The organism is Nocardia sp. NPDC049149 (assembly GCF_043197455.1).
Classification (GTDB): Bacteria; Actinomycetota; Actinomycetes; order Mycobacteriales; family Mycobacteriaceae; genus Nocardia.
Genome location: NZ_JBICTD010000002.1, coordinates 864,736 through 884,118, shown reverse-complemented (window position 1 = coordinate 884,118; position 19,383 = coordinate 864,736). Strand labels below are relative to the sequence as shown.

Sequence of the window (19,383 nt, the reverse complement as noted above, 5' to 3'; positions counted from 1 at the left end):
ACGCACCTCGATAGCGCCATGTCTACATTGTAGGACTACACTATGAACCTACGGTCGTTGAGCGGCAGGGGTTTGCCTCCTGCTCTCCTCTGTCCGTTGACCGCGCACCACCTCGAGATCGGACGCGAAGTCATGAGGACTTCTCTTGTGAAGCAATTGCCGTCGACCGTGCGCGGCCCCGCCGAGATCGCCACATCGAGCGAATCCTCTTGTCTGGCATGCCCGCACGCGTGGGAAGCGCACGATCCGATAGGAGTCCGGTACTGCGCCGCGACGAAGGAACGTGGGCTGGATCGAGCGTGCGTCTGCGCCCGCCCGGCCGGTCACGAGAACACCTACTACCGATAGGAAACACGTCAATGACAGTGCAAACGCCGTACGAGCGTCGAGTGATTCGGGTGAGGGACGTCGTCAAGGCGCACTCGGGGCTCGACGACAACGCTGCGAACGAACTCGCCGTGCAGGTGCTACACGCACTCGATTCGATCCCCGAGAAAATTCGCTGACTCGACACGCAGAGACCGGCGGTGCGGACCGCCGGTTTCCGGCTGCGTGGCGAGCCCGGCGATGGTCATGGTGATTCGGGCGGCGATGGCAGGGCGCCGGCGAGCCCGGTGAGCAAGATGTCGAGACCGCGTTCGAGCTCTTCGACGCCGTCGTAGTCGGCCAGCTCCGAGGCGAGGCTACGGAGCATCGGAAATTCGCCGATCGGTAGGCGATACAGGCCCAGGCGCAGCAAATCGGTTGGCTCCTCGGGGCGTTCGACGATTTCCTGCAGTTCGGTGAGGACGTGGCCGTAGAGGAATCCGAACAGCGCGCGGTAGATGTGCAGGGCGTCGATTCCGGTGAAGTCCGCCTTGGTGAGCAGGCTGAGGATGTGTTCCAAGGGCCGTAGGGTGCCGACCGGGCGCAATCCGAGCGGGGTGGCCAGCGGATGGGTGACCAGCAGTGGAACCATGTGGGGGTGGTCGACCGCGATGCGGCGGAAATCGCGCGCGATCAGTCGCAGTTGATGACGCCAGTCCGGATCGGCAGTGTCGACGGTGATCTGTTCCCACATGATCTCGGCGACGCCGTCGAGTACCGCGGCTTTGTTTGCGGCGTGTCGGTAGAGCGCCATCGGATCGCGGCCGAGCATGTCGCCGAGGCGACGCATGGACAGTCGGTCGACACCGCCTGCGTCGATGATTTCGAGCGCGGCCGCCAAGACCGCGGCCCGAGTAAGTGGGCTGTGGTGAGTTCGTGAGCCTTCGACGGGGGGCCCGTCGCGCGTTTCGTTCATTCAGCACCTCTCGACCCGAATTCCGAACACTGGCCGATCGGTCCTCGTCGCGGCCTTCCTCGTGTCCACTGGGACGTGGACGTACCTCAAGTAGACGCCGCGCGGTATCAGCTGTCAACGTTGTAGGGCTACGTTTTTGAATACAACTGTAGGTCTACAACGTTGACATAACGTTCGAGCTGTCGTCTACTGGGATGGGCCACACCGAAATCGCCGCTGGCGCATGGCGTATTCCCACCGGCGATTCGGTGTTCGACCACATGGAGGTGGGCAACGTCATGCAGGACGCGCGATGGTGGATCCGATTGTCGGCTATCCAGGTGCGTTGGTCGGAGGCCGACACCGCGTTCGTCGCCCGGTCCGAGCAGCTTCCCGGCCTGACCTTCGCCGATTCGTGCTCCTCGCTGGCGGCGGTGGACGGACTGCTCGAACTCATCGAACGTTCCTGTGCGACAGCCGGGGTGCCCGAACCTGGGTGAGCGCTGCTTTCAAGAGTGTCAACGCACTTGCTGCGCCGACCACCGCCATCCAGGCCGGTAGCGGGTAGAAGACGAGACGTTCGGTGATTCCGACCTGCAGGCCGATGGCAAGCAGTACCGCGCCGGTGATTCCGGTCGCAGCGCAGAGTGCCGACCACACCGCGACGAGTCGCCGCTGCTTCCAGAGCCAGACCGCAAGCAGGATCAGTACGATGTGCCGCGAGACGAATGCGGGAAGTACTGCCAGAAAGTGCACGACGGCACCGTCATTGGACGGGAACACGGCCGTTGCCGCCGTGCTGAGTCCGATGATGACGGCGAGCACGACAATCGACCACTGCCGTCGTCCGTGCGGAATATAGTCCCGGAATCCGATCGCACCGACGATCGTGATCAGTCCGAGCGCGACGAACGCCGCGTTCATGACCACGTGCAACGGCGAGCACATATTCGGGGTGCAGGTGGTGACCCCCAGATCGCTGATCGTGTCGTGGCGGAAGCTGTAGGCGGTCGGCCAGGCGGTCGCGGTGACGAGTTCGGCGAGCAGGTAGGCGAATATCAGCGTCCACGCGAACCCGGCGGCGGCATGGCGGAGAAGATGTGGTCGACCGGGGGTGTCCGATCGAGACGTCGCCGAGTCGGCGAGATGGATCAAGGGGGTCACGGGGTCTGGTTTCGCGGTTGGCTGGTGGCACATGTCGATGACGTTGGGGTTCCTGGCCAGGTCATACCCGATCTCTATGCGTGCAGGTCGAGCTGATGAAACTCCGTAGGTTCATAGTGTAGACCTACACTGTTGACATGATCTTTCCGGTGGTGTCTACTTGGAGAGAGTCAGCAGATCCGTGCGAAAGGTTTCGACGTCGACCCTGTTCGCCGTCGTCGATGCTCGGGTATCCGCCACCGACTTAGCCGGATTCGAGGCAGAACCCATGAGCAAGCAATCGGTATCGACCCTCACGAGGACGCCGAGTAGTCGCCTTCGCGCCGACTGCTACGACAATCTCGAGCCGTTGTTCGCCGAGCTCGCCGCGTTGGAGCCCACCGATCACCGGCGAAAAGCCTTGCGGGATGACCTGATCGAACGATGCCTGCCGCTGGCCGAACATCTCACTCGCTGGTTCACCGCCCCTGCGGAGAACGTCGACGATGTCCGGCACTGTGCTCGGGCAGGGGCGGTGCTTGCCGTCGACGGATTCGAACCAGACTGTGGCACACCGTTCCTGGCCTTCGCGGTGCCCACGATGATGGGCGAGATTCGCCTGCGCTTCCGGGGCGCCACCTGGTCGGCGTGGATGTCGCAGCGGCGTGAGCACATCCGGCAAACGATCGACCCTGTCGTCGATATGCTGTGCCGGCGCCTCGGTCACATGCCCACCGTCACGGAAATCGCCGACGAGCTCGGCGTCGACCGCGTCGATGTCACTCAGGCGCTGGTCGCCCGCAACGCTTCCCGCGCTTCCTCGTTCGGGGAGCGCGGCACGGATGTCGATTCCTGCGCGCCGGGCAGCCTCGGTGCGGCGGAATCGGACTACCGTCTCGTCGCTGACCTACTGAGCGCGCGACCCTTGAGCAGTGCGCTCGCCGAGCGGGAACGCCAAGTACTGATCCTGCGGTTCGCTCAATTCCAGCGCCAGATCGCCGCCGCCGAACTGTTCGGCGTCTCGCCGACGCAGGTCGCCAGTGCCTTGACCAGAGCGCTGAACATGTTGCGTGAGCAGACAGTGCACGACTGACCAACCATTGCCGACGCCGCTTGGCGTGCAACAGGTTTCGCTGAATCTGCGGCAGTCTCGCCGGCGCAACCGGGTCGACGCCCCCTGCTTGGCTGCGTCGACTACTACAGGAGGTATGAAATGAGATCATTCGCAACCAATCGCGGGCAGACACGCAGAATCAGCCGGTCGAGAATGCCGGGCCTTGTCGCGGTGCTGCTGCTCGTGTGGCTGATCATCGGTGCCGTCGCCGCAGGGCAACGGGACTATTTCGACAGTGCACCGACCAACTGTGCAGGCACCGGGACCATCGCGGTAACCATCCTTGCCGGACCGCTCAACTATCTCGGCATGAACCCGAAAGTCGGCGACTGCCACGTCGACGTGCCGCAACCCAGTCAGTAACCCCCTTCGGTGCCGGGTCGGCTAATGGTGCAGGGCGGCTGCCGTGCGCAGCGCCGCATGGCCCCGTCCGCGCCTGACGTCGGTTCCAGCGGAGAATCCGTTGCGGCCGTGGCGATCTGGCTTCGGCGCTGCTTCGGGTGCCTTGCTCAGGAGATGGTCGGGCATGGCGAGCTTGTTGATGGTGCGCAAGGTCTGCAGGTATTGGTGCAGCAGCGGGCCGGTGGTGTAGGGGATGTTGTACTTGTTGCACAGCGCCCTGACCCGCACGGCGATTTCGGCATAGCGATTGCTCGGCAGGTCGGGGAACAGGTGGTGTTCGATCTGGTAGCAGAGATTGCCGCTGAGGAAGGCCAGCACCGGGCCCGCGTCGAAATTCGCGGTGCCGAGCATCTGTCGTAGATACCAGTCCGCCTTTGTTTCGTGCTCCAGCGCTTCAGGCGTGAACTTCTCTGCGCCGTCGGGGAAATGGCCGCAGAAGATCACCACGTAGGCCCAGAGGTTGCGCGCGATATTGGCCGTCAGATTCGCGGCGAGGGTGCGGCGCCAGCGGCGCCCGCTCAGGCTCGGAACAAGGACGTAGTCTTTGCCGGTCTGCCGGGCGATCTTCTGGATCAAGGCCTTCGTCTCGGCGGTCCGCGCGGCGGGAGTCGCTACGCGCTCCTGCTCGGAGTACAAGTCGTGCAGGGCGATGCCCCATTCGAAAGTGGCTGCCAGTAAGAGGTTTTGCAGCGGTTGCAGCAGCAAGCGCGGCCGCCACGGCTGGTCTCGGGTCACTCGCATGACGCCGAAGCCGATGTCCTCGTCCATACCGAGCACGTTCGTATAGACGTGATGACGGAAGTTGTGCGAATACCGCCACTGCGACGACAGCCCTGCCATATCCCATTCCCAAGTGTTGGAACGGATTTCGGGATCGTTGAGCCAATCCCATTGGCCGTGGCCGACATTGTGGCCGATCTCCATGTTCTCGATGCTCTTCGCGGTCGCCAAACCCGCGGTGCCGAGCAACCAGCCGAGCTTGCCCCGGCTCACGGCGATCGTCAGCCGGGACGCGGCGTCGAGGATGCGTTGAAAGGTGATGGTGCGCCGGATGTATCGCGCATCTCGCGCCCCGCGTCGCGCCTCGATATCGCGGCGGATCTCATCGAGCTCGCGCCCGAGCGCCTCGACATCGGCGGGGCTCAGATGCGCGTAGACCGCGACTTCTGTGATTGCCATATGTTCCTCTCCCGCCTCCCGGTACCGGCCGTGTGGACAAGCCGAGGAGAATTCGACATGCACCGGGGCGGAGTGCGGGTTCAGCGCCGCAGCGTGTTCCGCACCATGTCTAGGGCGCGCTGCAACGCACTCCGCCCGTGCGCCGGTGCGGCGCCAACGGGCCCGCGCTGCCCGGTGTCGAGGTGCTTGTCGAGGTGGACCCGCGCCGTGCGCAGTCGGTCCGTGAGCTTGTTCCTGCTGGTCATGGATTGACTTCCAGTCCCCGATTCCGCGGTGTCGGCTGCGGAGAGCCTGTTTCGAATACGCGAACCGGTTGCCTTCAGCCTATGCGCGAAGACAGCGTATGTCTACGTCGTAGTATTACGGCGTAGACTCAGTGCTGATCTGCGCCGTTATTGCGGGGTAGGTTCGCAGCGAGGCCGGTGAGCAGGATGTCGAGGCCGCGCTCGAGTTCGGCGGCGCCGTCGTAGGCCGCCAGTGTCGGTGCGAGTCCACGGAGCAGCGGGAACTCCCCGATGGGCAGCCGGTACAGGCCGAGTCGCAGCAGATCGTCGGTCTCCTCGGGGTTCTCCACGATCTCCTGCAGTTCGTTGAGCACATGCCCGTACAGGAACCCGAACAGCGCGCGATAGATATGCAGCGCATCGGGTCCGGAGAAACCGGCATGCGTCAGCAGCGTCAGCACATCCTCGAGTGGCTGCAGCACCGCCTTCGGGCGCAAGCCGAGCGGTGTCGCCAGCGGCCGGGTCACCAGCAACGGCACCACTCGGGGATGTGTCAGCGCGAGTTCCCGGAAATCTCTTGCCACCGAACGTAACTGGGACATCCAATCCGAATCTGTGGCATCCACCGACAACTGCGCGAAGACGACCTCGGCCACGCCGTCCAGCACCGCGGCTTTGTTCGGCACATGTCGGTAGATCACCATCGGATCCCGCCGCACCGCCTCGGCCAGTCGCCGCATCGACAGCCCGTCGACCCCGTCCCGATCGACGATCTGCAGTGCCGCCGCCAGCACCGCCGCTCGCGTGATCGGGCCATCACCCTTCCCGTCGCCGGCGTCGGCGGAGCCGGATCGGGTGCGGCTGTTCGGCTTGTCGGCCATATCGGGTGCCTCCTTCAGTGGAAGTTGCCCACTGTACTACGAGGCAGTAGACCTACAGTGTTGACACCCTGTTCGCGCACGCGTGTACTGAGAGGAACGCACCGCGCGACCGGGCACTCGGCTCGGCGGTCGAGGGCAGGAGTTCCACCATGACACCGATGCGGTTGTATCACCGGCATGCCACGCGTCATCGCGTCCGGCCCGAGTACACGCCGCGGCTGCGGCTGCGCCCGAAGGGCAGGCCGGACGCGTACATCGACGGCGCCTGGTGGCCCCGATCCGACGATCTCAGTGCCGAATTGCCGGACCTACTGGCGGTTTTGGCGGTTCGACTCGGGCTGGTCTCACGCGTTGTCTACGACCAGGCGAGCTGGCCGCCCGCCCCCAGGCAGATCGCAGTGAACGACCATCCGGTCCTACTCGATGCCTACCCGTTCGAACTCGGCAACACGATGTACGTCCACGGCAGCGCCGGAGAAATGATCGTGCTCCAGGTGATCTCGTCGACCACCGACGCCGACACCGCGCACACGGCCCTGATGGCCGCGGTCGAGCTCCCGGACCCCGCCGATCCGGTCGTGATCTGAAGGGGCAGTCGTAGCGCGCAGGTCAGTCGGTCGCGATGGCGAGGGTCTGCTTGCGCGCGTGCTCGTACTCTTGGCGAGTCTGTGCGATCAGGTCTGGGGCTGTGCGGGTTTCGGTGACTCCGGAGACGCTGTGGCCCGCGCTCCATGCGTCGCGCGGATCGAGTAGTCGCTGCTGATCGAACCCGCCGTTCGCTTGTTCGCCGTCGACCGACTCCAGCCAGGAGCGCAGCACATTGGTGGGCAGGCCGGTCAGCTTTGCCGACGTGGTGACGTCGTCCATCGTGGCATCGACCAGGGCACTGCGGTATTCGTCGCCGGCCAGACTTTCGGTGGTCGCGATGAATTTCGTCCCCATGTAGCCGAGGTCGGCGCCGAGGACCCTGGCCGCCCAGAGCGCCGCACCGTCGCTGATGCCGCCCGCCAGCACGATCGGCCCGTCGAACCGCGCACGCACCGCCCGCACGAACGAGAACGGATTGGCCCACCCGGTCTGCCCGCCCGCGCCCGCGGTGAGCAGGACAAGGCCGTCCACACCGGATTCCAGCGCCCGATCCACGTGCCGCAGGCTGGCGACGTCGGCATAGACCTGGCATCCGGCGCGATGCAGCGGCTCGACGATCGGGCCTGGCGCGCCGACGCTGGCAATCACCAGTTCGACGCCGTGCTCGATCAGGCAGGCCACATCCTCGTCGCGGCGGCCGTTGCTGCGGTGCGCGATCACGTTGGCGGCGAAGGGGATACGCAGGTCGGCGGCGGAGATCCGGGTCAGCCAGCTGCCGAGTTCCTCGGTGCTGTGCGCATTGTGCGTCGGGAACGAGCCGATCACGCCGCCGCGGCAGGCGGCGATGGTCAGCTCGGGACCGGAGACCTTCGTCATCGGCGCGACGATGAGCGGCAGCGCCAGCTCGGTGAGTGCGATCATGGTGTCAGGCCGTGCCTTCCGGGGTCGTCTGCTTGACCAGTTCCGGATCGTACAGCCGCGCTATCGTGTCGGCGTACTTGTCCGCGATGGGCTTCGTGATCTGCTCATGACGCCGGTCGCCACGGCGCGCAGCATCCCTCGAGGTCTGGTGGGCGCTGCAATACCGAAAAGTCCTCGAACGCTGAACCTTCCGGCTATCGGTCGACCTGCGCGATCATCCCGTCGCGGCGGCGGTGAGTGCGCTGTCGAGCACCGTCGCCGCGCGCTCGGCCTGAGCCATGGTCACCACCAGCGGAGGTTTGATCTTCAGCACGTTGTCCGCGGGTCCGTCGGTCGACAGCAGTACGCCTTCGCGTTTGGCCAGTTCGACAACGCGTTTGGCGAGAGCACGGTCCGGATGTTTGCTGCGCCTGTCGGTGACCAGATCGACGCCGAGGAACAGGCCGCGGCCACGCACGTCGCCGATCGCAGGGTGCCGGTCGGCGGACGCGGTCAGCATCGCCTCGAGCCTGCCACCGACGAGCTGCGCGTGCGCCATCAGTCGTTCGTCCTCCACCACGTCGAGAACGGCCAGCGCGACCGCGCAGGACACCGGATTCCCGCCGAAGGTGTTGAAATACTCCATGCCCGTGACGAACTCACGTGCCACCCGAGCGGTGGTGATCACGGCGCCGATGGGGTGACCGTTGCCGATCGGCTTGCCTACGGTGACGATGTCGGGAACGACGCCGTGGCGCTCGAATGCCCACATATGGGTGCCGACCCTGCCGAAACCACACTGCACCTCGTCCGCGATGCACAGTGCGCCCCCGGCCCGCGCGGTCGCGTACGCGTCCGCGAGATACCCGTCGGCGAGTTCGATCTGCCCGGCACAGCCCGGCATCGACTCGTGGATGAACGCGGCGGGCGGGGTTCCCGCGCCGGTCAGATCGGCGCAGTGCGCGGCGAGCTCGGCCACGTATCGCGGCCCGTCGGCGCCGAACTGTCCGCGGTACGGATCGGGCACCGGGCACACGCGGACCCGTGCGCCGGGGCCGCTGCCACCGGACCGGTTGAACTTGTACGGGCTGATCTCGATGAGCGAGCTCAGGTTGCCGTGGTATGCCCAGTCCAGCACCAGCGTGTGATCGTGCCCTGTCGCGGTGCGGGCGAGTCGCAGCGCGAGGTCGTTGGCTTCGCTGCCGGAGTTGGTGAGAAACACCGTATTCAGCGGGTCGGGGAAGGTGGCCGCGAGACGGCGCGCGTATTCGGTGATGTTCGCGTGCAGGTATCGCGTGTTGGTGTTCAGCGTGTTCGCCTGTGCCGATAGCGCTTCGACCACGCGAGGGTGACAGTGCCCCACATGGCAGACGTTGTTCACCAGGTCGAGGTAGCGCCTGCCGTGCGCGTCGATCAGTTCGGCGCCTTGGCCCGCCACGATGTGCAGTGGCTCGGCGTAGCTCAAGGACAACGTGCCGGACAGGTTCGCTCTGCGGCGCGCGGCGATGGCGGCCGCGGTGCGGTGTGGTCTGGCCGCCGCCATCGCCGGAAGGCGTAGCAGGAGGTTCGGATCCGGGGAAATGCTCTCCCAGACATCCACCTCGCTCGGGTGCACGGCGTCCGGGAGATCCGCGGCTCGGTCGAGCAGTGTGGTGAAAAGTTGCACATGCACAGCTGATTCGCCGTCATCGATGCGACCGAGTAGGTCGCCACGCTGAACACGATCGCCTGCGGTGACGGTTCGCGCGCCACAATGCCTGAGGCGCAGCCAAAATGGCGTTCCATCTGCGGTGCGGTGCTCGAGCAGCAGCGTTGCGCTCTGATCGTCCACCGCGGTCACGGTCCCGTCGAGTGGGCAGCACACTGGTTCGCCGGCAATGCCCGACAGGTCGACACCGATATGCACACCAGTTTCGTGCTCCCCGCGATACCGGCTGACCGTCGCAGGCGCCGTGTGCAGTATCGGCGCGGGATCGCAGTCCGCCGAACGCAGCCACGACACGATGGCGCGTTCGACGGCGACGGGCCGGTACCCGCAGGCATCGCGTAGCCGTGCGTGCAGCAGTGGTCGTGGGTAGCCTGCCAGCGCGGCGACGAGTTGCCGGATCTGCGGCTGGCTGATGTCGAGATACTCGTTACCCGGGTCTGCGGCGCGCTGTTCGGCAGCATTGGCGATGCTGATCGCGAGCCGGATGTCGACGAGATCGGGTAGCAGTGCCAGTTCGGTTGCGGTCAGCGGAGATTCGCCGTGGTACCCGGATACCACGGCTGCTGCGGCCGACAGCGGGTCGGCGACACCCAACTGGGCGTAGGTCATCGCCACCGCCACACCGCACACCCGTGGTGCGCGGACGATATCGCCGAGATCGATGATGCCTGCGATGGCGCCGTCGTCGGCGACGATCACGTTGTAATCGTTGGCGTCGTTGTGGATTGCCTGTTGTGGCAGCTGTCGCAGGGTGGGCAGCAGTTCGGCCAGCCGGGCCAACGCGTGGTCGACCACCGGACGGTCTCGATCGGTCAGCAAGGGCAGCACCCGGGTCAGCTCGGTGGCGTGCAAGGGATTCCAGCGATACGGACGGTCGAGCCCGGGGTGCTCGAAGCCGGCCAGCGTCGCATCGAGCCGGGCGACGGTGGCGCCGAGGGTGAGGAGTTGCCCAGTATCGGCGGGCCTGGCCTCGGCCCATACCCGGCCGTCTACCCAGTCGAGGAGATGAACCACCCTGGGCATGCCGTCGACCGTGGTGGTCGCCGAGTTCCGCAGCGTCGCAGTCGGAATCGGTGCGGCCACGGCCCCGAGGTAGGCGTGCACCGCATCTTGCAGCGCGACCTCGGGTGCATCGGCTTCGGCGGCATACACCTTGAGCAGGTATTTCGGCCGCCCATCGACATCGAGCCTGGCATTCACCTGGCACTCGCCCGGCAGTGGGGTCGCCGTCGCCACCACGCCGAACAGATCTTCGGCAAGGGGTGCAAGTGTCTCGGCGGACGGCACGGCAAGGCGCTCTCTGGTCATGGGATCAGAAGTTATGCGGCACAACGGTTTATGTCGACAGATACGGAAGGTCCGGTGGCGAAGTACCCGCAGGTAGGCCATGTCGGGCGGCCTATCGGGACGATGAGTGTTGCTTCGATGATCGAGCGGTGACGGTGTCGAGTATTCCGTCGCTAAGGGAGTGCGCGGTCGCCCCGCCAGTCCGCGATGCGCTGGCCGATGTCGGTGGCGGGTGGATCGCCGTCGAGCCACTCGCGTGCGATGCGGTACCAGTTGGCGGTGGCGCCCAGCTGGCCGAGGATGCCGAGCACCATGAATTCGACGCGGCGGGGGAGCGCGTGCTCGGCAGGCAGGCGGAGCGCGTCGACACCAGGCTGGGTGCGGCGCGGATCGACCGCCGCGGCGAACGCGCCGGTGGCCAGTGCCGGGGTGATGGTGATGTCGGCGTCGGTGAGCGACCAGTCGACGGCGGCATTGATGTAGTCGAGGCATTCGGCGGCGGTGAGTCCGGCTGCGGGGTCGAAGACGTTGCCGTCGACGAGCATGGCCAAAAGGTCGTCCGCACGGCCCGCCGCCGCGGCCCGCAGGCATCGGCGTTCGAAATCGACCAGGTCGGGGTCCATCTGCCGGTAGAGGCCGAAATCGAGGAAGGCGAGCGTGCCGTCGTCGCCGAGCAGCATGTTGCCGGGGTGCGGGTCGCCGCAGAACTCGTTGTCGGTGAAGATCGAGCCGATGTAGAAGCGAAAGACCAGTTCCCCGATGCGGTTTCGCTCGGCGGCGGGCAGCTCACGCAGGTGTGCGAACGAGTGGCCCGCGAAGTATTCGGTGACCAGGACTCGTCGGCTGGACAGCTCGGGGAGGCTGTCGGGGATGCGGATGAAGGGATGATCGCGGAACGACTCCGCGACCCGGTGCTGCGTGAGTGCCTCTGCGCGATAGTCGAGTTCGCTCTCGATGCCGAGCCGGATCTCTTCCATCAATGGAGTCGAGGTGAACGCGGGCAGCAGCGAGCGCGAGAGCTTGGCGAACAAGGCGAGGTTCTGCAGATCCGCTCGCACGGCACGGTCCACCCCGGGGTATTGCACTTTCACCGCCACCACGCGCCCGTCGTGCAGGCGTGCTCGATAGACCTGGCCGATGGATGCCGCGGCCACCGGCTCCGCCTCGAATTCGGCGAAATGCGTGGCGATCGGGCCGAGGTCGGCTTCGATGACCTTGCGCATCGAGGCGAACGGAACTCGGGGCGCCTGGTCGCAGAGGGTGCTGAGGGTGGCTCGGATCCGGTCGCGATGCGGTTGCGGCAACAGCTCCAGATCGGCAAGCGCCAGGGTCTGCCCGATCTTCATGGCGGCGCCCTTCATGCTGCCGAGCAATGCCACCAGGTGTTCGACTGCCTGGATCGTTGCTTGTTCGGCCAGCAGTTCCCTGGCCCGCTCGGAACGTCCGATCATCGACAGCCGGGTCTTCGCCACGCGCATCGCGTGCGTAGTGGCCGCGCCACCGAGCATTCGGCCGCGGTCGAGCCTGCCGGTGGGCATCGAATCGTCGATCATGATGGGCGCCAGGACTATTGGGGGCCGAGCAGGGTGCGCGCGGTGGCGACGGCGGATTCCACGTACTTCGCGCGGACGGCCGGGTCGGTGAGATCGCCGCGGAGGATGCGCAGCAGTCCGCCGAGTGCGAGGCTCAGCAGCAGGTGTGCGGCGAAGTCGACATCGGCATCCGCGCGGAGGGCTCCGGCGTCGACCCCGTGTCGCAGCGTGATGGCCGCTGTCGCTTCCAGATTCGCGCTCAGGCCGAGCAGCCTGGCTCTGATGTCCTCGTCCTGAATGCCCTCGACGAGCATGCGCACGGCGTGCGGTCGTTCGTCGGCCATGGTGAACAGGCGGGTGGCCACGGTGCGAATGCTCTGCTCGAGATCGTCGATCGAACCGTGTGCGAGCGTGCGGGTTTCGGTCACGATCAGCAGGCTGACCTCGTTGACGGCTTGGTCGATCACGCCGTCGAAGACGTCCTTCTTACTGTCGAAATACTGGTAGAACGTGCCCTTTCCGAGTCCAGCGCGCTGGGTGATGTCGGCGATACCCGCCTTCGTGTAACCGATTTCCGCGAAGACCTCCGTCGCGGCCTCGACGAGGTCCGCATGCCTGCGTTGCACGAGGTCGGGGTCGACGGGTCGGCCCCTGCCTCGACGTTCCGAAACGGTCACTCCGGTAGCTTACCGGCTCCCCATGCCCGATTCATATTGACGACCGACGCGTCGGTCGATAAATTAGAGCCAGGCGGAATTGTCCCAGACAGAGTGGTGGCGGACATGGCAACAGCAACGAGCAACGACCGGCGACCTGCGGCATACCCCAAGGTCAGACGCATCAAGTTCCGCTTCGGCGCGACCGAGTCGCACGGGAAGTACTTCGTCGAAAACGACATGGTGTTCAGCCATTTCGTCGCAGGTCTCTCGGCGGGATTCCCGGCCGGGGAGGAGAGCTTCATCCGATCGGTGCGCCGGTTCGCCGACCAGATCACCGATCCGGTGTTGAAGAAGCGGGTGGCCGCGTTCATCGGACAGGAAGCGATGCACGGGCTCGAGCACCGGCAGCTCAACGAGCGCCTGTTCGCGCTCGGCTACGACTTTCTCCGATGGATGGACACCGAGGAGTACCGCGCCGGGCTGACCCGGCTGGAGCAGCGGCTGCCCGCGACCGTCCACCTCGCCATGACGGCCGCGGCGGAGCACTACACGGCGGTGCTCGCCGAGCGGATGTTGACCAGCGAAGAGATCCAGGCGATTCCGGCGGAGCCGGAGATCTGGAACCTGATGTATTGGCACGCCTACGAAGAGATGGAACACAAGTCGGTGGCCTTCGATGTCTACCGCGAGGTGGGCGGATCGGAGGCCACTCGCATCGGGGTGATGCTCGCGATGTATTTGCTGACGATGCCGCTCACCTTCAGCAATCTGCTGGTGTCGCTCGCGCGGGACCCGATCGCTCGCAGGCAGCCGGTGGCCGTGGCCAGGCAGAGCTGGGAGCTGTTCCGCGGTCCGGTGTTTCGCGGAGTGCTGGTCGAACTCGCCAAATACCTGCGGCCCGGTTTCCACCCCGACGACATCGACACCACAGCGGTGCTGCGGCGGTGGCAGGAGCAGCTCTTCGGCCCCGACGGCACGCTCGTCGATCACCTCAAATAGGTCGCGGAATCAGCGCCTCGTCAATCAGCTTGTCACGCAAGGAATGTCATGAGTAAACCAACAGCGTCGTTGCCAACCTCGGTCGCCTACCCGAAAGTTCGGCGGATGCGCTTCCGGTTCGGACAGCCGGAGCCGATCCAGCGGCATTTCATCGAAGGCAATATCGTCCTGAGCCATCTCGTCGCCCTGCTGTCGGGCGGCTTCCCGCCGGGCGAGGAGTCCTTCATTCGTTCGGTGCGCCGCTTCGCGGACGAGATCACCGACCCGGCGCTGAAGAAGCGGGTGGCCGGATTCATCGGGCAAGAGGCGGTCCACGGCAATCAGCATCGGGTGCTGAACCAACAGCTCATCGAGCTGGGTTATCTGTTCGTCAAAGTGGCTGACTTCCCCAAGGATTCCCGTCGGGAGAAGACATTCATCCGCGCGGAGCGGCTGCTGCCGCGGCACCTGCACCTGGCGTTGACCGCCGCCGCCGAGCACTACACGGCGACCATGGCGCAGCGGGTGCTGTCCAACGAGGAAATCCGGGCCATACCGGGGGATCCCGAGGTGTGGCATCTGCTCGACTGGCATGCCTTCGAGGAGCTGGAACACAAATCCGTGGCGTTCGACGTGTTCCGTGCCGTCGACGGGTCCGAGGAGACGCGCATCCTGGCCATGGCGGTGATGTATTACGGGGTTATCCCGTTTCTGTCCATCGCCGTGATCGCCTCGATCCTCGCCGATCGCACTGCATGGCATCCGATCACGGTGACCAGACAGGCGATCGAGCTGTTCCGTGGCCCGGTGGTGCGCGGGTTGATGAAAGAGCTGCGCACCTACATGGTCCGCGACTTCCACCCCGACGACATCGACACCACCGCCCTCCTGGAGCAGTGGCGGCTCGAATTATTCGGGACCGATGGCCAATTGCGCGATCGAGTCAAGTAGCAGGCGCGGGAACCGGGATCGGATCAGACCATGGGTAACAAGAACGGCAATACCCCTGTGCCGGTGCAGGCACGGCCGGACCACGAGGTCGTCGTCATCGGCGCCGGGTTCGGCGGGATCGGCACCGGAATCGCATTGCAGAGAAAGGGAATTCACGACTTTCTGATCGTGGACAAGTGGGACCGGGTCGGCGGCACCTGGCACGCCAACACCTACCCGGGTGTTGCCGTGGATATCCCGTCGTTCATCTACAGCTTTTCCTACGAGCAACGCGGCGACTGGTCCCGGATCTACGCTCCCGGCGCCGAACTGCGCGACTATGCCGACGGCATGGTGGACAAGTACGGGTTGCGTGCGAAGCTCAGGCTGAACACCACCATCGTCGCCGCGAATTTCGATGAGGCCAACAGCATCTGGCGGCTGGTCACCGACGGCGGTCAGGAGATCACCGGGCGCTACGTCGTCATGGCGGTCGGCGGGCTGGAACGCCCGAAGATGCCGGACATCGCGGGGCTGCACGATTTCACGGGCAGCCTCGTGCACACCGCGATGTGGGATCACGATCTGTCGCTCGCGGGCAAGCGGGTCGCGGTGATCGGCACCGGTGCCACTGCGTTACAACTGATTCCGGCGATCGTCGACGATACCGCGCACCTCACCGTTTTCCAGCGCACCCCGATCTGGGTCTTCCCCAAGAACGACGCGGAAGTGGGTTCACTCGGCCGCGCCCTGCTGAGCAACAAGCCGTTGCGCTCGGCGGCGCGCTTGCTCGGCACCGTGGCCACCGAAGTAGCGATGAGCGGGAATCTTGCCGGGCCTGCCTGGCTCGGCACCGCGCTACGCCAGGCCGGTGAGATCCCGGTGCGGCGGTGGATGCGCAACCAGGTCGACGATCCGGTGCTCCGGGAAAAGCTCACGCCGAAATACGGATTGGGCTGCAAACGGCCCTCGATGTCGAACGACTATCTGAAGACCTTCAACCGTGCCGACGTCAGCCTGGTCACCGATTCGATCGAGCGGATCACCGAGCGCGGGGTGCGCACCGTCGACGGGGTCGAGCACGAGATCGACGTCTTGGTCTGCGCGACGGGGTTCAAGCTGTGGGACCGTGGTGCGGTCCCGCCCTTCCCGGTGCGCGGGCGCGGCGGCATGGAGCTCGGTGCCTTCTGGGACGCCCATCGCTTCCAGTCGTATCAGGGCGTGTCGGTTCCCGGCTTCCCGAACGCGTTCACCATCACCGGGCCCTACGGGTTCGTGCTCGGTTCCTACATCTGGATGATCGAGGCCACCGCGGCGCACCTGAGTCGCACGATCGCCGAGGCGGGCCGCCGGGGCGCCGACGTCGTGGAGATCCGGCAGGAAGCGCACGACCAGTACTTCCGGCACTGCCTGCGGCGCCAGGAACGGAACTTCCTGTTCACCCCGACCTGCGCCGGTTCGAACACCTACTACATCGACAATCACGGCGACTCGCCGTTCCGCCCCACCACGCACGGCGAAATGTACTGGCACAACCGGCATTTCGATCTGGATGTGTACCGCTACTCGATCGGCTCCTCGCCTGCCGCCGAGGTCGTCGCCACTGCCAAGGAGTCGGTGTGAAACTCAACAATCTGCAGCCTCGCCTCGTCGTGGTGACCGGTGCGGGCAGCGGCATCGGCCGGGCCATCGCGATCCGCTTCGCGCGCAAGGGCGCACACGTCGTCGTCTCCGACATCGATCTGGACGCCGCCTCGGCCACCGTCGCGATGATCCAGGCAGCGGGCCGCACCGCGAGCCCGGCCCGGCTCGACGTCACCGACCCCGCGGCATGGCGCACCTTCGCCAGGGACGTCCTCGCCGATCACGGGGTGCCCGATGTGCTGGTCAACAATGCCGGGATCATGGTCGGCGGCGCGTTCGTCGACCTGGAACCCGAGGACTGGGACCTGCAGCTCGGCGTGAATCTGATGGGCGTGGTGCACGGCTGCCGCACGTTCGGCGCGATGATGATCGAGCACGAGATGCCGGGCCATATCGTCAATATCGCCTCGGCCGCCGCATTCACGCCGACACCGGCCTTTCCCGCCTACTCGGTGTCGAAGGCGGGCGTGAAGATGCTCACCGAGTGCTTGCGGCTGGAGTTCGGGCCGAAAGGCATTGGCGTCAGCGCGATCTGCCCCGGCGTCATCAACACCGACATCGGCAAGCACGCCACCTACGTCGGCATCGACCAGGACCTCGTCGCCAGGGGATTGCAGGTCAGCGAGAAGATCCAAGAATTTGCCGCCAAGCTGCCGTTTTCGCCGATGAGTCCCGACCTGGTTGCGCGGGCCGCGGTGCGCGCCATGCGATTCGACTTGGCCGTCGTACCGGTTCGTGCTGAGGCTTGGCTCGGCTACTTCCTGTTGCGCCTCGCACCCGGCATCAACCGGAACATCGCCCGGTCCTTCACGACGCAGCGGCTCGAGGAGCTCGGTGTGCGCGCACTGCGCTTGCTGGGTACCGAACCCGTAGCGCAGGGCACCGCTGTGCCCGCCGCGGCGACACCGGCCGGAGCCCGGTCATGACCGCGAGGCGCGAGTACCGGTTTCCGCGACCCGGTGGGGTCTGGCTGCACATCACCGAATGGGGCGCGCCGATCGGCAAGGTCACCGTGCTGCTCCTGCACGGCTGGGGGCTGTCGAGCCGGTCGTGGGAGGACGTTGCCGAGCTGCTCGTCCGGGCCGATCCGGCGCTACGCGTGATTGCGTACGACCATCGCGGGCACGGACTTTCGGCACGGACGCGGGCCAGTCTGGAAATGCTGGCCGATGATCTGGCTGACGTGGTCACCGACCTCGCGCCGAGCGGGCCGGTGGTATTCGGTGGTCACTCTATGGGCGGCATGACGCTGATGACGTTGGCTGAACGGCACCCCGAGCTGGTGCGGTCCCGCACCCGAGGGGTCGCCATGGTGGCCACCGGGGCAGGCGAGCTGCCTGCGACGGGTCGTGCACTGCTACTGCGCTTTCCGGCACTCGAATCCCTGGTCGCCGGTCTGATCGCGCGCACGAGAATGCCTGCCCGGCCGCTGTTTCTGCTGCGGCAGCTCAACCGGTTCGGCATGTTCGGCGCCAACCCGCGCCGCCACGACCTCACCCGCGTTGTCTGGCAGGCGGCACAGGCGCATCCACGGGCCGTCGCCGACATGGGCTCGTCTATGTTACGGCACAACCGTTTCCACGTCCTTGCCGGGTTCGCGGCGGTCGAGACCGTCATCCTGGCAGGCACCCGCGACACCATCACCCCCGTGCGCTACGCGAGGGCCCTCGCTGCGCAGCTGCCTGATGCGCGACTGATCGAGTATCCAGGTTCCGGTCATCAGCTGCCGTACGAGCGGCGCGAGGAGATCACCGAGCACCTGCATGTGCTCTGTGGCGCCGTCGCACCGCGCGAGGAGGTGGCGGTATGAATCCCCGTGCGCACCAGGTGAAGATCTGTGACGTCATCGCCGAGACCGCCGACGCCGTCACGCTCGTCTTCGACATCCCGGAGGATCTCGCCGGGCGATTCAGCTATGCGCCAGGCCAATTCCTCACGCTGCGTGTGCCGAGCGAACGCACCGGCTCGGTCGCCCGCTGCTATTCGCTGAGCAGCAGTCCGCACTGCGATGACCGGCTCGCGGTCACCATCAAACGCACACCAGGGGGATACGCCTCGAACTGGTTGTGTGACAACATCACCGCGGGCTCGATGATCAGCGTCTTGGAACCGGCGGGCGCCTGCACGCCGCGCTCCCTGGACGCCGACCTGCTGCTGTGCGCGGCGGGCAGCGGCATCACCCCGATCATGTCCATCATCCGATCGGTGCTTACGGCGGGCACCGGGCAGGTCGCGCTGCTCTACGCCAACCGCGAGCCGAGCTCGATCATCTTCGCCGACGAGCTCGAGCGGCTGGCCCGTCGATTCCCCGAGCGCTTGACCGTTACGCACTGGCTCGAATCCGGTCGTGGATTGCCGACCGTGGACGGCGTTGCGAACCTGCTGGTCCCGTATCGGACTAGGGATGTATTCCTCTGCGGCCCCGCCGGATTCATCGACGTCGCAACGGCCGCGGCGGCGCAGCTTGGCCTGCCGCAGCGCAATATTCACCAGGAAAAATACCACTCGCTGACCGAAAACCCCTTCGAAAAAACAGCACTCGCGCCGGTGCGCCGCGCGACCGGCGACTCCGCCACCGTGCGCGTCGACATCGACGGAGAGACGGTCGTACTCGACTGGCCGCGAAACCGGAAGCTCCTGGACGTCCTCCTCGACCATGGTCTCGACGCCCCCTACGTCTGCCGCGAATCAGCCTGCGGAACTTGCGTCTGCACTGTCCGGCAGGGCCGCACCCGCATGCTCATGAACGAGTCCCTCATCGCCGACGAGCTAGCCGCAGGGCTCACCCTGGCCTGCCAAACCCTGCCGGAGTCCGACGACCTGCACATCGCGTTCGACCAATAGCGCCCGCGAGCACTCTGATTCGTTACCGCGAACCGGCGTTGTCGCGCAGTGTGCTGGCCTGCGCGGCGGTGGTTTCCTGCGCTACCGGTCGGCGGTGATGAGGGCGTGG

At 65.8% G+C, this 19,383-nt stretch carries 21 protein-coding genes; 12 read left to right on the top strand and 9 right to left on the bottom strand.

Features of this window, described 5'->3' with window-relative positions; translation table 11 throughout:
• Window positions 1–42 precede the first annotated feature (42 nt).
• Together ACGFNJ_RS09870 and ACGFNJ_RS09865 are read left to right on the top strand one after the other, a co-directional pair.
• Window positions 43–348, top strand: a complete 306-nt coding sequence (locus ACGFNJ_RS09870) for an RGCVC family protein (RefSeq protein ID WP_393445480.1) — start codon at window positions 43–45, stop codon at window positions 346–348.
• A gap of 11 nt (window positions 349–359) precedes the next feature.
• Entirely contained in the window at window positions 360–506 is a 147-nt protein-coding gene (locus ACGFNJ_RS09865) for a DUF6307 family protein (RefSeq protein WP_393445478.1), read from the top strand.
• Window positions 507–571: 65 nt separating this feature from the next.
• Here the strand turns inward: ACGFNJ_RS09865 and ACGFNJ_RS09860 are convergent, their stop codons facing one another.
• The gene (locus tag ACGFNJ_RS09860) at window positions 572–1,282 is read right to left on the bottom strand and encodes a TetR/AcrR family transcriptional regulator C-terminal domain-containing protein (protein WP_393445475.1); all 711 of its coding nucleotides are present in this window, start codon (window positions 1,280–1,282) and stop codon (window positions 572–574) included.
• 194 nt (window positions 1,283–1,476) lie between these two features.
• Here ACGFNJ_RS09860 and ACGFNJ_RS09855 point away from each other — a divergent pair, with 194 nt between their 5' ends.
• The gene (locus ACGFNJ_RS09855) at window positions 1,477–1,761 is read left to right on the top strand and encodes a hypothetical protein (protein WP_393445473.1); all 285 of its coding nucleotides are present in this window, start codon (window positions 1,477–1,479) and stop codon (window positions 1,759–1,761) included.
• On the opposite strand, the gene ACGFNJ_RS09850 is transcribed toward ACGFNJ_RS09855, so the two are convergent.
• The gene (locus ACGFNJ_RS09850) at window positions 1,715–2,425 is read right to left on the bottom strand and encodes a DUF998 domain-containing protein (protein WP_393445470.1); all 711 of its coding nucleotides are present in this window, start codon (window positions 2,423–2,425) and stop codon (window positions 1,715–1,717) included. The genes ACGFNJ_RS09855 and ACGFNJ_RS09850 overlap by 47 nt on opposite strands.
• A gap of 268 nt (window positions 2,426–2,693) precedes the next feature.
• On the opposite strand from ACGFNJ_RS09850, the gene ACGFNJ_RS09845 reads away from it, so the two are divergent.
• Together ACGFNJ_RS09845 and ACGFNJ_RS09840 are read left to right on the top strand one after the other, a co-directional pair.
• Entirely contained in the window at window positions 2,694–3,497 is an 804-nt protein-coding gene (locus ACGFNJ_RS09845) for a sigma factor (protein ID WP_393445468.1), read from the top strand.
• Window positions 3,498–3,671: 174 nt separating this feature from the next.
• Complete coding sequence (locus tag ACGFNJ_RS09840) at window positions 3,672–3,881, top strand: hypothetical protein (protein ID WP_393445929.1); 210 nt, start codon at window positions 3,672–3,674, stop codon at window positions 3,879–3,881.
• A gap of 21 nt (window positions 3,882–3,902) precedes the next feature.
• Here ACGFNJ_RS09840 and ACGFNJ_RS09835 read toward each other — a convergent pair whose 3' ends face one another.
• The 3 genes from ACGFNJ_RS09835 to ACGFNJ_RS09825 form a co-directional block, all read right to left on the bottom strand.
• The gene (locus tag ACGFNJ_RS09835; RefSeq protein WP_393445465.1) at window positions 3,903–5,099 is read right to left on the bottom strand and encodes a fatty acid desaturase family protein; all 1,197 of its coding nucleotides are present in this window, start codon (window positions 5,097–5,099) and stop codon (window positions 3,903–3,905) included.
• Window positions 5,100–5,179: 80 nt separating this feature from the next.
• Window positions 5,180–5,344 (bottom strand): hypothetical protein, encoded by a 165-nt coding sequence (locus tag ACGFNJ_RS09830; protein WP_393445462.1) that lies wholly within the window; start codon window positions 5,342–5,344, stop codon window positions 5,180–5,182.
• A 128-nt stretch (window positions 5,345–5,472) separates the two neighbouring features.
• Window positions 5,473–6,204 (bottom strand): TetR/AcrR family transcriptional regulator C-terminal domain-containing protein, encoded by a 732-nt coding sequence (locus ACGFNJ_RS09825; RefSeq protein WP_393445460.1) that lies wholly within the window; start codon window positions 6,202–6,204, stop codon window positions 5,473–5,475.
• 149 nt (window positions 6,205–6,353) lie between these two features.
• On the opposite strand from ACGFNJ_RS09825, the gene ACGFNJ_RS09820 reads away from it, so the two are divergent.
• Window positions 6,354–6,791 (top strand): DUF5994 family protein, encoded by a 438-nt coding sequence (locus ACGFNJ_RS09820; RefSeq protein ID WP_393445457.1) that lies wholly within the window; start codon window positions 6,354–6,356, stop codon window positions 6,789–6,791.
• Between the two features lie 22 nt (window positions 6,792–6,813).
• Here ACGFNJ_RS09820 and ACGFNJ_RS09815 read toward each other — a convergent pair whose 3' ends face one another.
• The 4 genes from ACGFNJ_RS09815 to ACGFNJ_RS09800 form a co-directional block, all read right to left on the bottom strand.
• Entirely contained in the window at window positions 6,814–7,713 is a 900-nt protein-coding gene (locus ACGFNJ_RS09815; protein ID WP_393445455.1) for an NAD(P)H-dependent flavin oxidoreductase, read from the bottom strand.
• 214 nt (window positions 7,714–7,927) lie between these two features.
• Window positions 7,928–10,708 (bottom strand): aminotransferase class III-fold pyridoxal phosphate-dependent enzyme, encoded by a 2,781-nt coding sequence (locus tag ACGFNJ_RS09810; RefSeq protein ID WP_393445452.1) that lies wholly within the window; start codon window positions 10,706–10,708, stop codon window positions 7,928–7,930.
• A 152-nt stretch (window positions 10,709–10,860) separates the two neighbouring features.
• Complete coding sequence (locus ACGFNJ_RS09805; protein WP_393445927.1) at window positions 10,861–12,237, bottom strand: ABC1 kinase family protein; 1,377 nt, start codon at window positions 12,235–12,237, stop codon at window positions 10,861–10,863.
• A gap of 17 nt (window positions 12,238–12,254) precedes the next feature.
• Window positions 12,255–12,896, bottom strand: coding sequence for a TetR/AcrR family transcriptional regulator (locus ACGFNJ_RS09800; RefSeq protein WP_393445450.1), 642 nt, complete (start codon window positions 12,894–12,896; stop codon window positions 12,255–12,257).
• 105 nt (window positions 12,897–13,001) lie between these two features.
• On the opposite strand from ACGFNJ_RS09800, the gene ACGFNJ_RS09795 reads away from it, so the two are divergent.
• From ACGFNJ_RS09795 to ACGFNJ_RS09770, 6 genes are read left to right on the top strand one after another with little or no spacing between them, the layout of a single operon-like run.
• Window positions 13,002–13,877: a metal-dependent hydrolase gene (locus tag ACGFNJ_RS09795; protein ID WP_393445447.1), complete on the top strand. Its 876-nt coding sequence runs from the start codon at window positions 13,002–13,004 to the stop codon at window positions 13,875–13,877.
• 48 nt (window positions 13,878–13,925) lie between these two features.
• On the top strand, window positions 13,926–14,807 hold the full coding sequence (locus ACGFNJ_RS09790; protein WP_393445445.1) for a metal-dependent hydrolase: 882 nt from the start codon (window positions 13,926–13,928) through the stop codon (window positions 14,805–14,807).
• A gap of 30 nt (window positions 14,808–14,837) precedes the next feature.
• Window positions 14,838–16,409, top strand: coding sequence for a flavin-containing monooxygenase (locus ACGFNJ_RS09785; protein WP_393445443.1), 1,572 nt, complete (start codon window positions 14,838–14,840; stop codon window positions 16,407–16,409).
• On the top strand, window positions 16,406–17,356 hold the full coding sequence (locus ACGFNJ_RS09780; RefSeq protein WP_393445441.1) for an SDR family NAD(P)-dependent oxidoreductase: 951 nt from the start codon (window positions 16,406–16,408) through the stop codon (window positions 17,354–17,356). Before ACGFNJ_RS09785 ends, ACGFNJ_RS09780 begins: the two co-directional genes overlap by 4 nt.
• A complete protein-coding gene (locus ACGFNJ_RS09775) occupies window positions 17,353–18,240 on the top strand; it encodes an alpha/beta fold hydrolase (protein ID WP_393445439.1) in 888 nt (295 codons plus the stop codon). The genes ACGFNJ_RS09780 and ACGFNJ_RS09775 overlap by 4 nt, the downstream gene beginning before the upstream one ends.
• Complete coding sequence (locus tag ACGFNJ_RS09770; RefSeq protein WP_393445437.1) at window positions 18,237–19,274, top strand: 2Fe-2S iron-sulfur cluster-binding protein; 1,038 nt, start codon at window positions 18,237–18,239, stop codon at window positions 19,272–19,274. The genes ACGFNJ_RS09775 and ACGFNJ_RS09770 overlap by 4 nt, the downstream gene beginning before the upstream one ends.
• The last annotated feature ends 109 nt before the right edge of the window (window positions 19,275–19,383 follow it).

Coding starts and splice junctions, on each gene's coding strand:
- ACGFNJ_RS09870 (WP_393445480.1), top strand. CDS start 43: ATGAACCTACGGTCGTTGAGCGGCAGGGGTTTGCCTCCTGCTCTCCTC.
- ACGFNJ_RS09865 (WP_393445478.1), top strand. CDS start 360: ATGACAGTGCAAACGCCGTACGAGCGTCGAGTGATTCGGGTGAGGGAC.
- ACGFNJ_RS09860 (WP_393445475.1), bottom strand. CDS start 1,282: ATGAACGAAACGCGCGACGGGCCCCCCGTCGAAGGCTCACGAACTCAC.
- ACGFNJ_RS09855 (WP_393445473.1), top strand. CDS start 1,477: ATGGGCCACACCGAAATCGCCGCTGGCGCATGGCGTATTCCCACCGGC.
- ACGFNJ_RS09845 (WP_393445468.1), top strand. CDS start 2,694: ATGAGCAAGCAATCGGTATCGACCCTCACGAGGACGCCGAGTAGTCGC.
- ACGFNJ_RS09840 (WP_393445929.1), top strand. CDS start 3,672: ATGCCGGGCCTTGTCGCGGTGCTGCTGCTCGTGTGGCTGATCATCGGT.
- ACGFNJ_RS09835 (WP_393445465.1), bottom strand. CDS start 5,099: ATGGCAATCACAGAAGTCGCGGTCTACGCGCATCTGAGCCCCGCCGAT.
- ACGFNJ_RS09830 (WP_393445462.1), bottom strand. CDS start 5,344: ATGACCAGCAGGAACAAGCTCACGGACCGACTGCGCACGGCGCGGGTC.
- ACGFNJ_RS09825 (WP_393445460.1), bottom strand. CDS start 6,204: ATGGCCGACAAGCCGAACAGCCGCACCCGATCCGGCTCCGCCGACGCC.
- ACGFNJ_RS09820 (WP_393445457.1), top strand. CDS start 6,354: ATGACACCGATGCGGTTGTATCACCGGCATGCCACGCGTCATCGCGTC.
- ACGFNJ_RS09815 (WP_393445455.1), bottom strand. CDS start 7,713: ATGATCGCACTCACCGAGCTGGCGCTGCCGCTCATCGTCGCGCCGATG.
- ACGFNJ_RS09810 (WP_393445452.1), bottom strand. CDS start 10,708: ATGACCAGAGAGCGCCTTGCCGTGCCGTCCGCCGAGACACTTGCACCC.
- ACGFNJ_RS09795 (WP_393445447.1), top strand. CDS start 13,002: ATGGCAACAGCAACGAGCAACGACCGGCGACCTGCGGCATACCCCAAG.
- ACGFNJ_RS09790 (WP_393445445.1), top strand. CDS start 13,926: ATGAGTAAACCAACAGCGTCGTTGCCAACCTCGGTCGCCTACCCGAAA.
- ACGFNJ_RS09785 (WP_393445443.1), top strand. CDS start 14,838: ATGGGTAACAAGAACGGCAATACCCCTGTGCCGGTGCAGGCACGGCCG.
- ACGFNJ_RS09775 (WP_393445439.1), top strand. CDS start 17,353: ATGACCGCGAGGCGCGAGTACCGGTTTCCGCGACCCGGTGGGGTCTGG.
- ACGFNJ_RS09770 (WP_393445437.1), top strand. CDS start 18,237: ATGAATCCCCGTGCGCACCAGGTGAAGATCTGTGACGTCATCGCCGAG.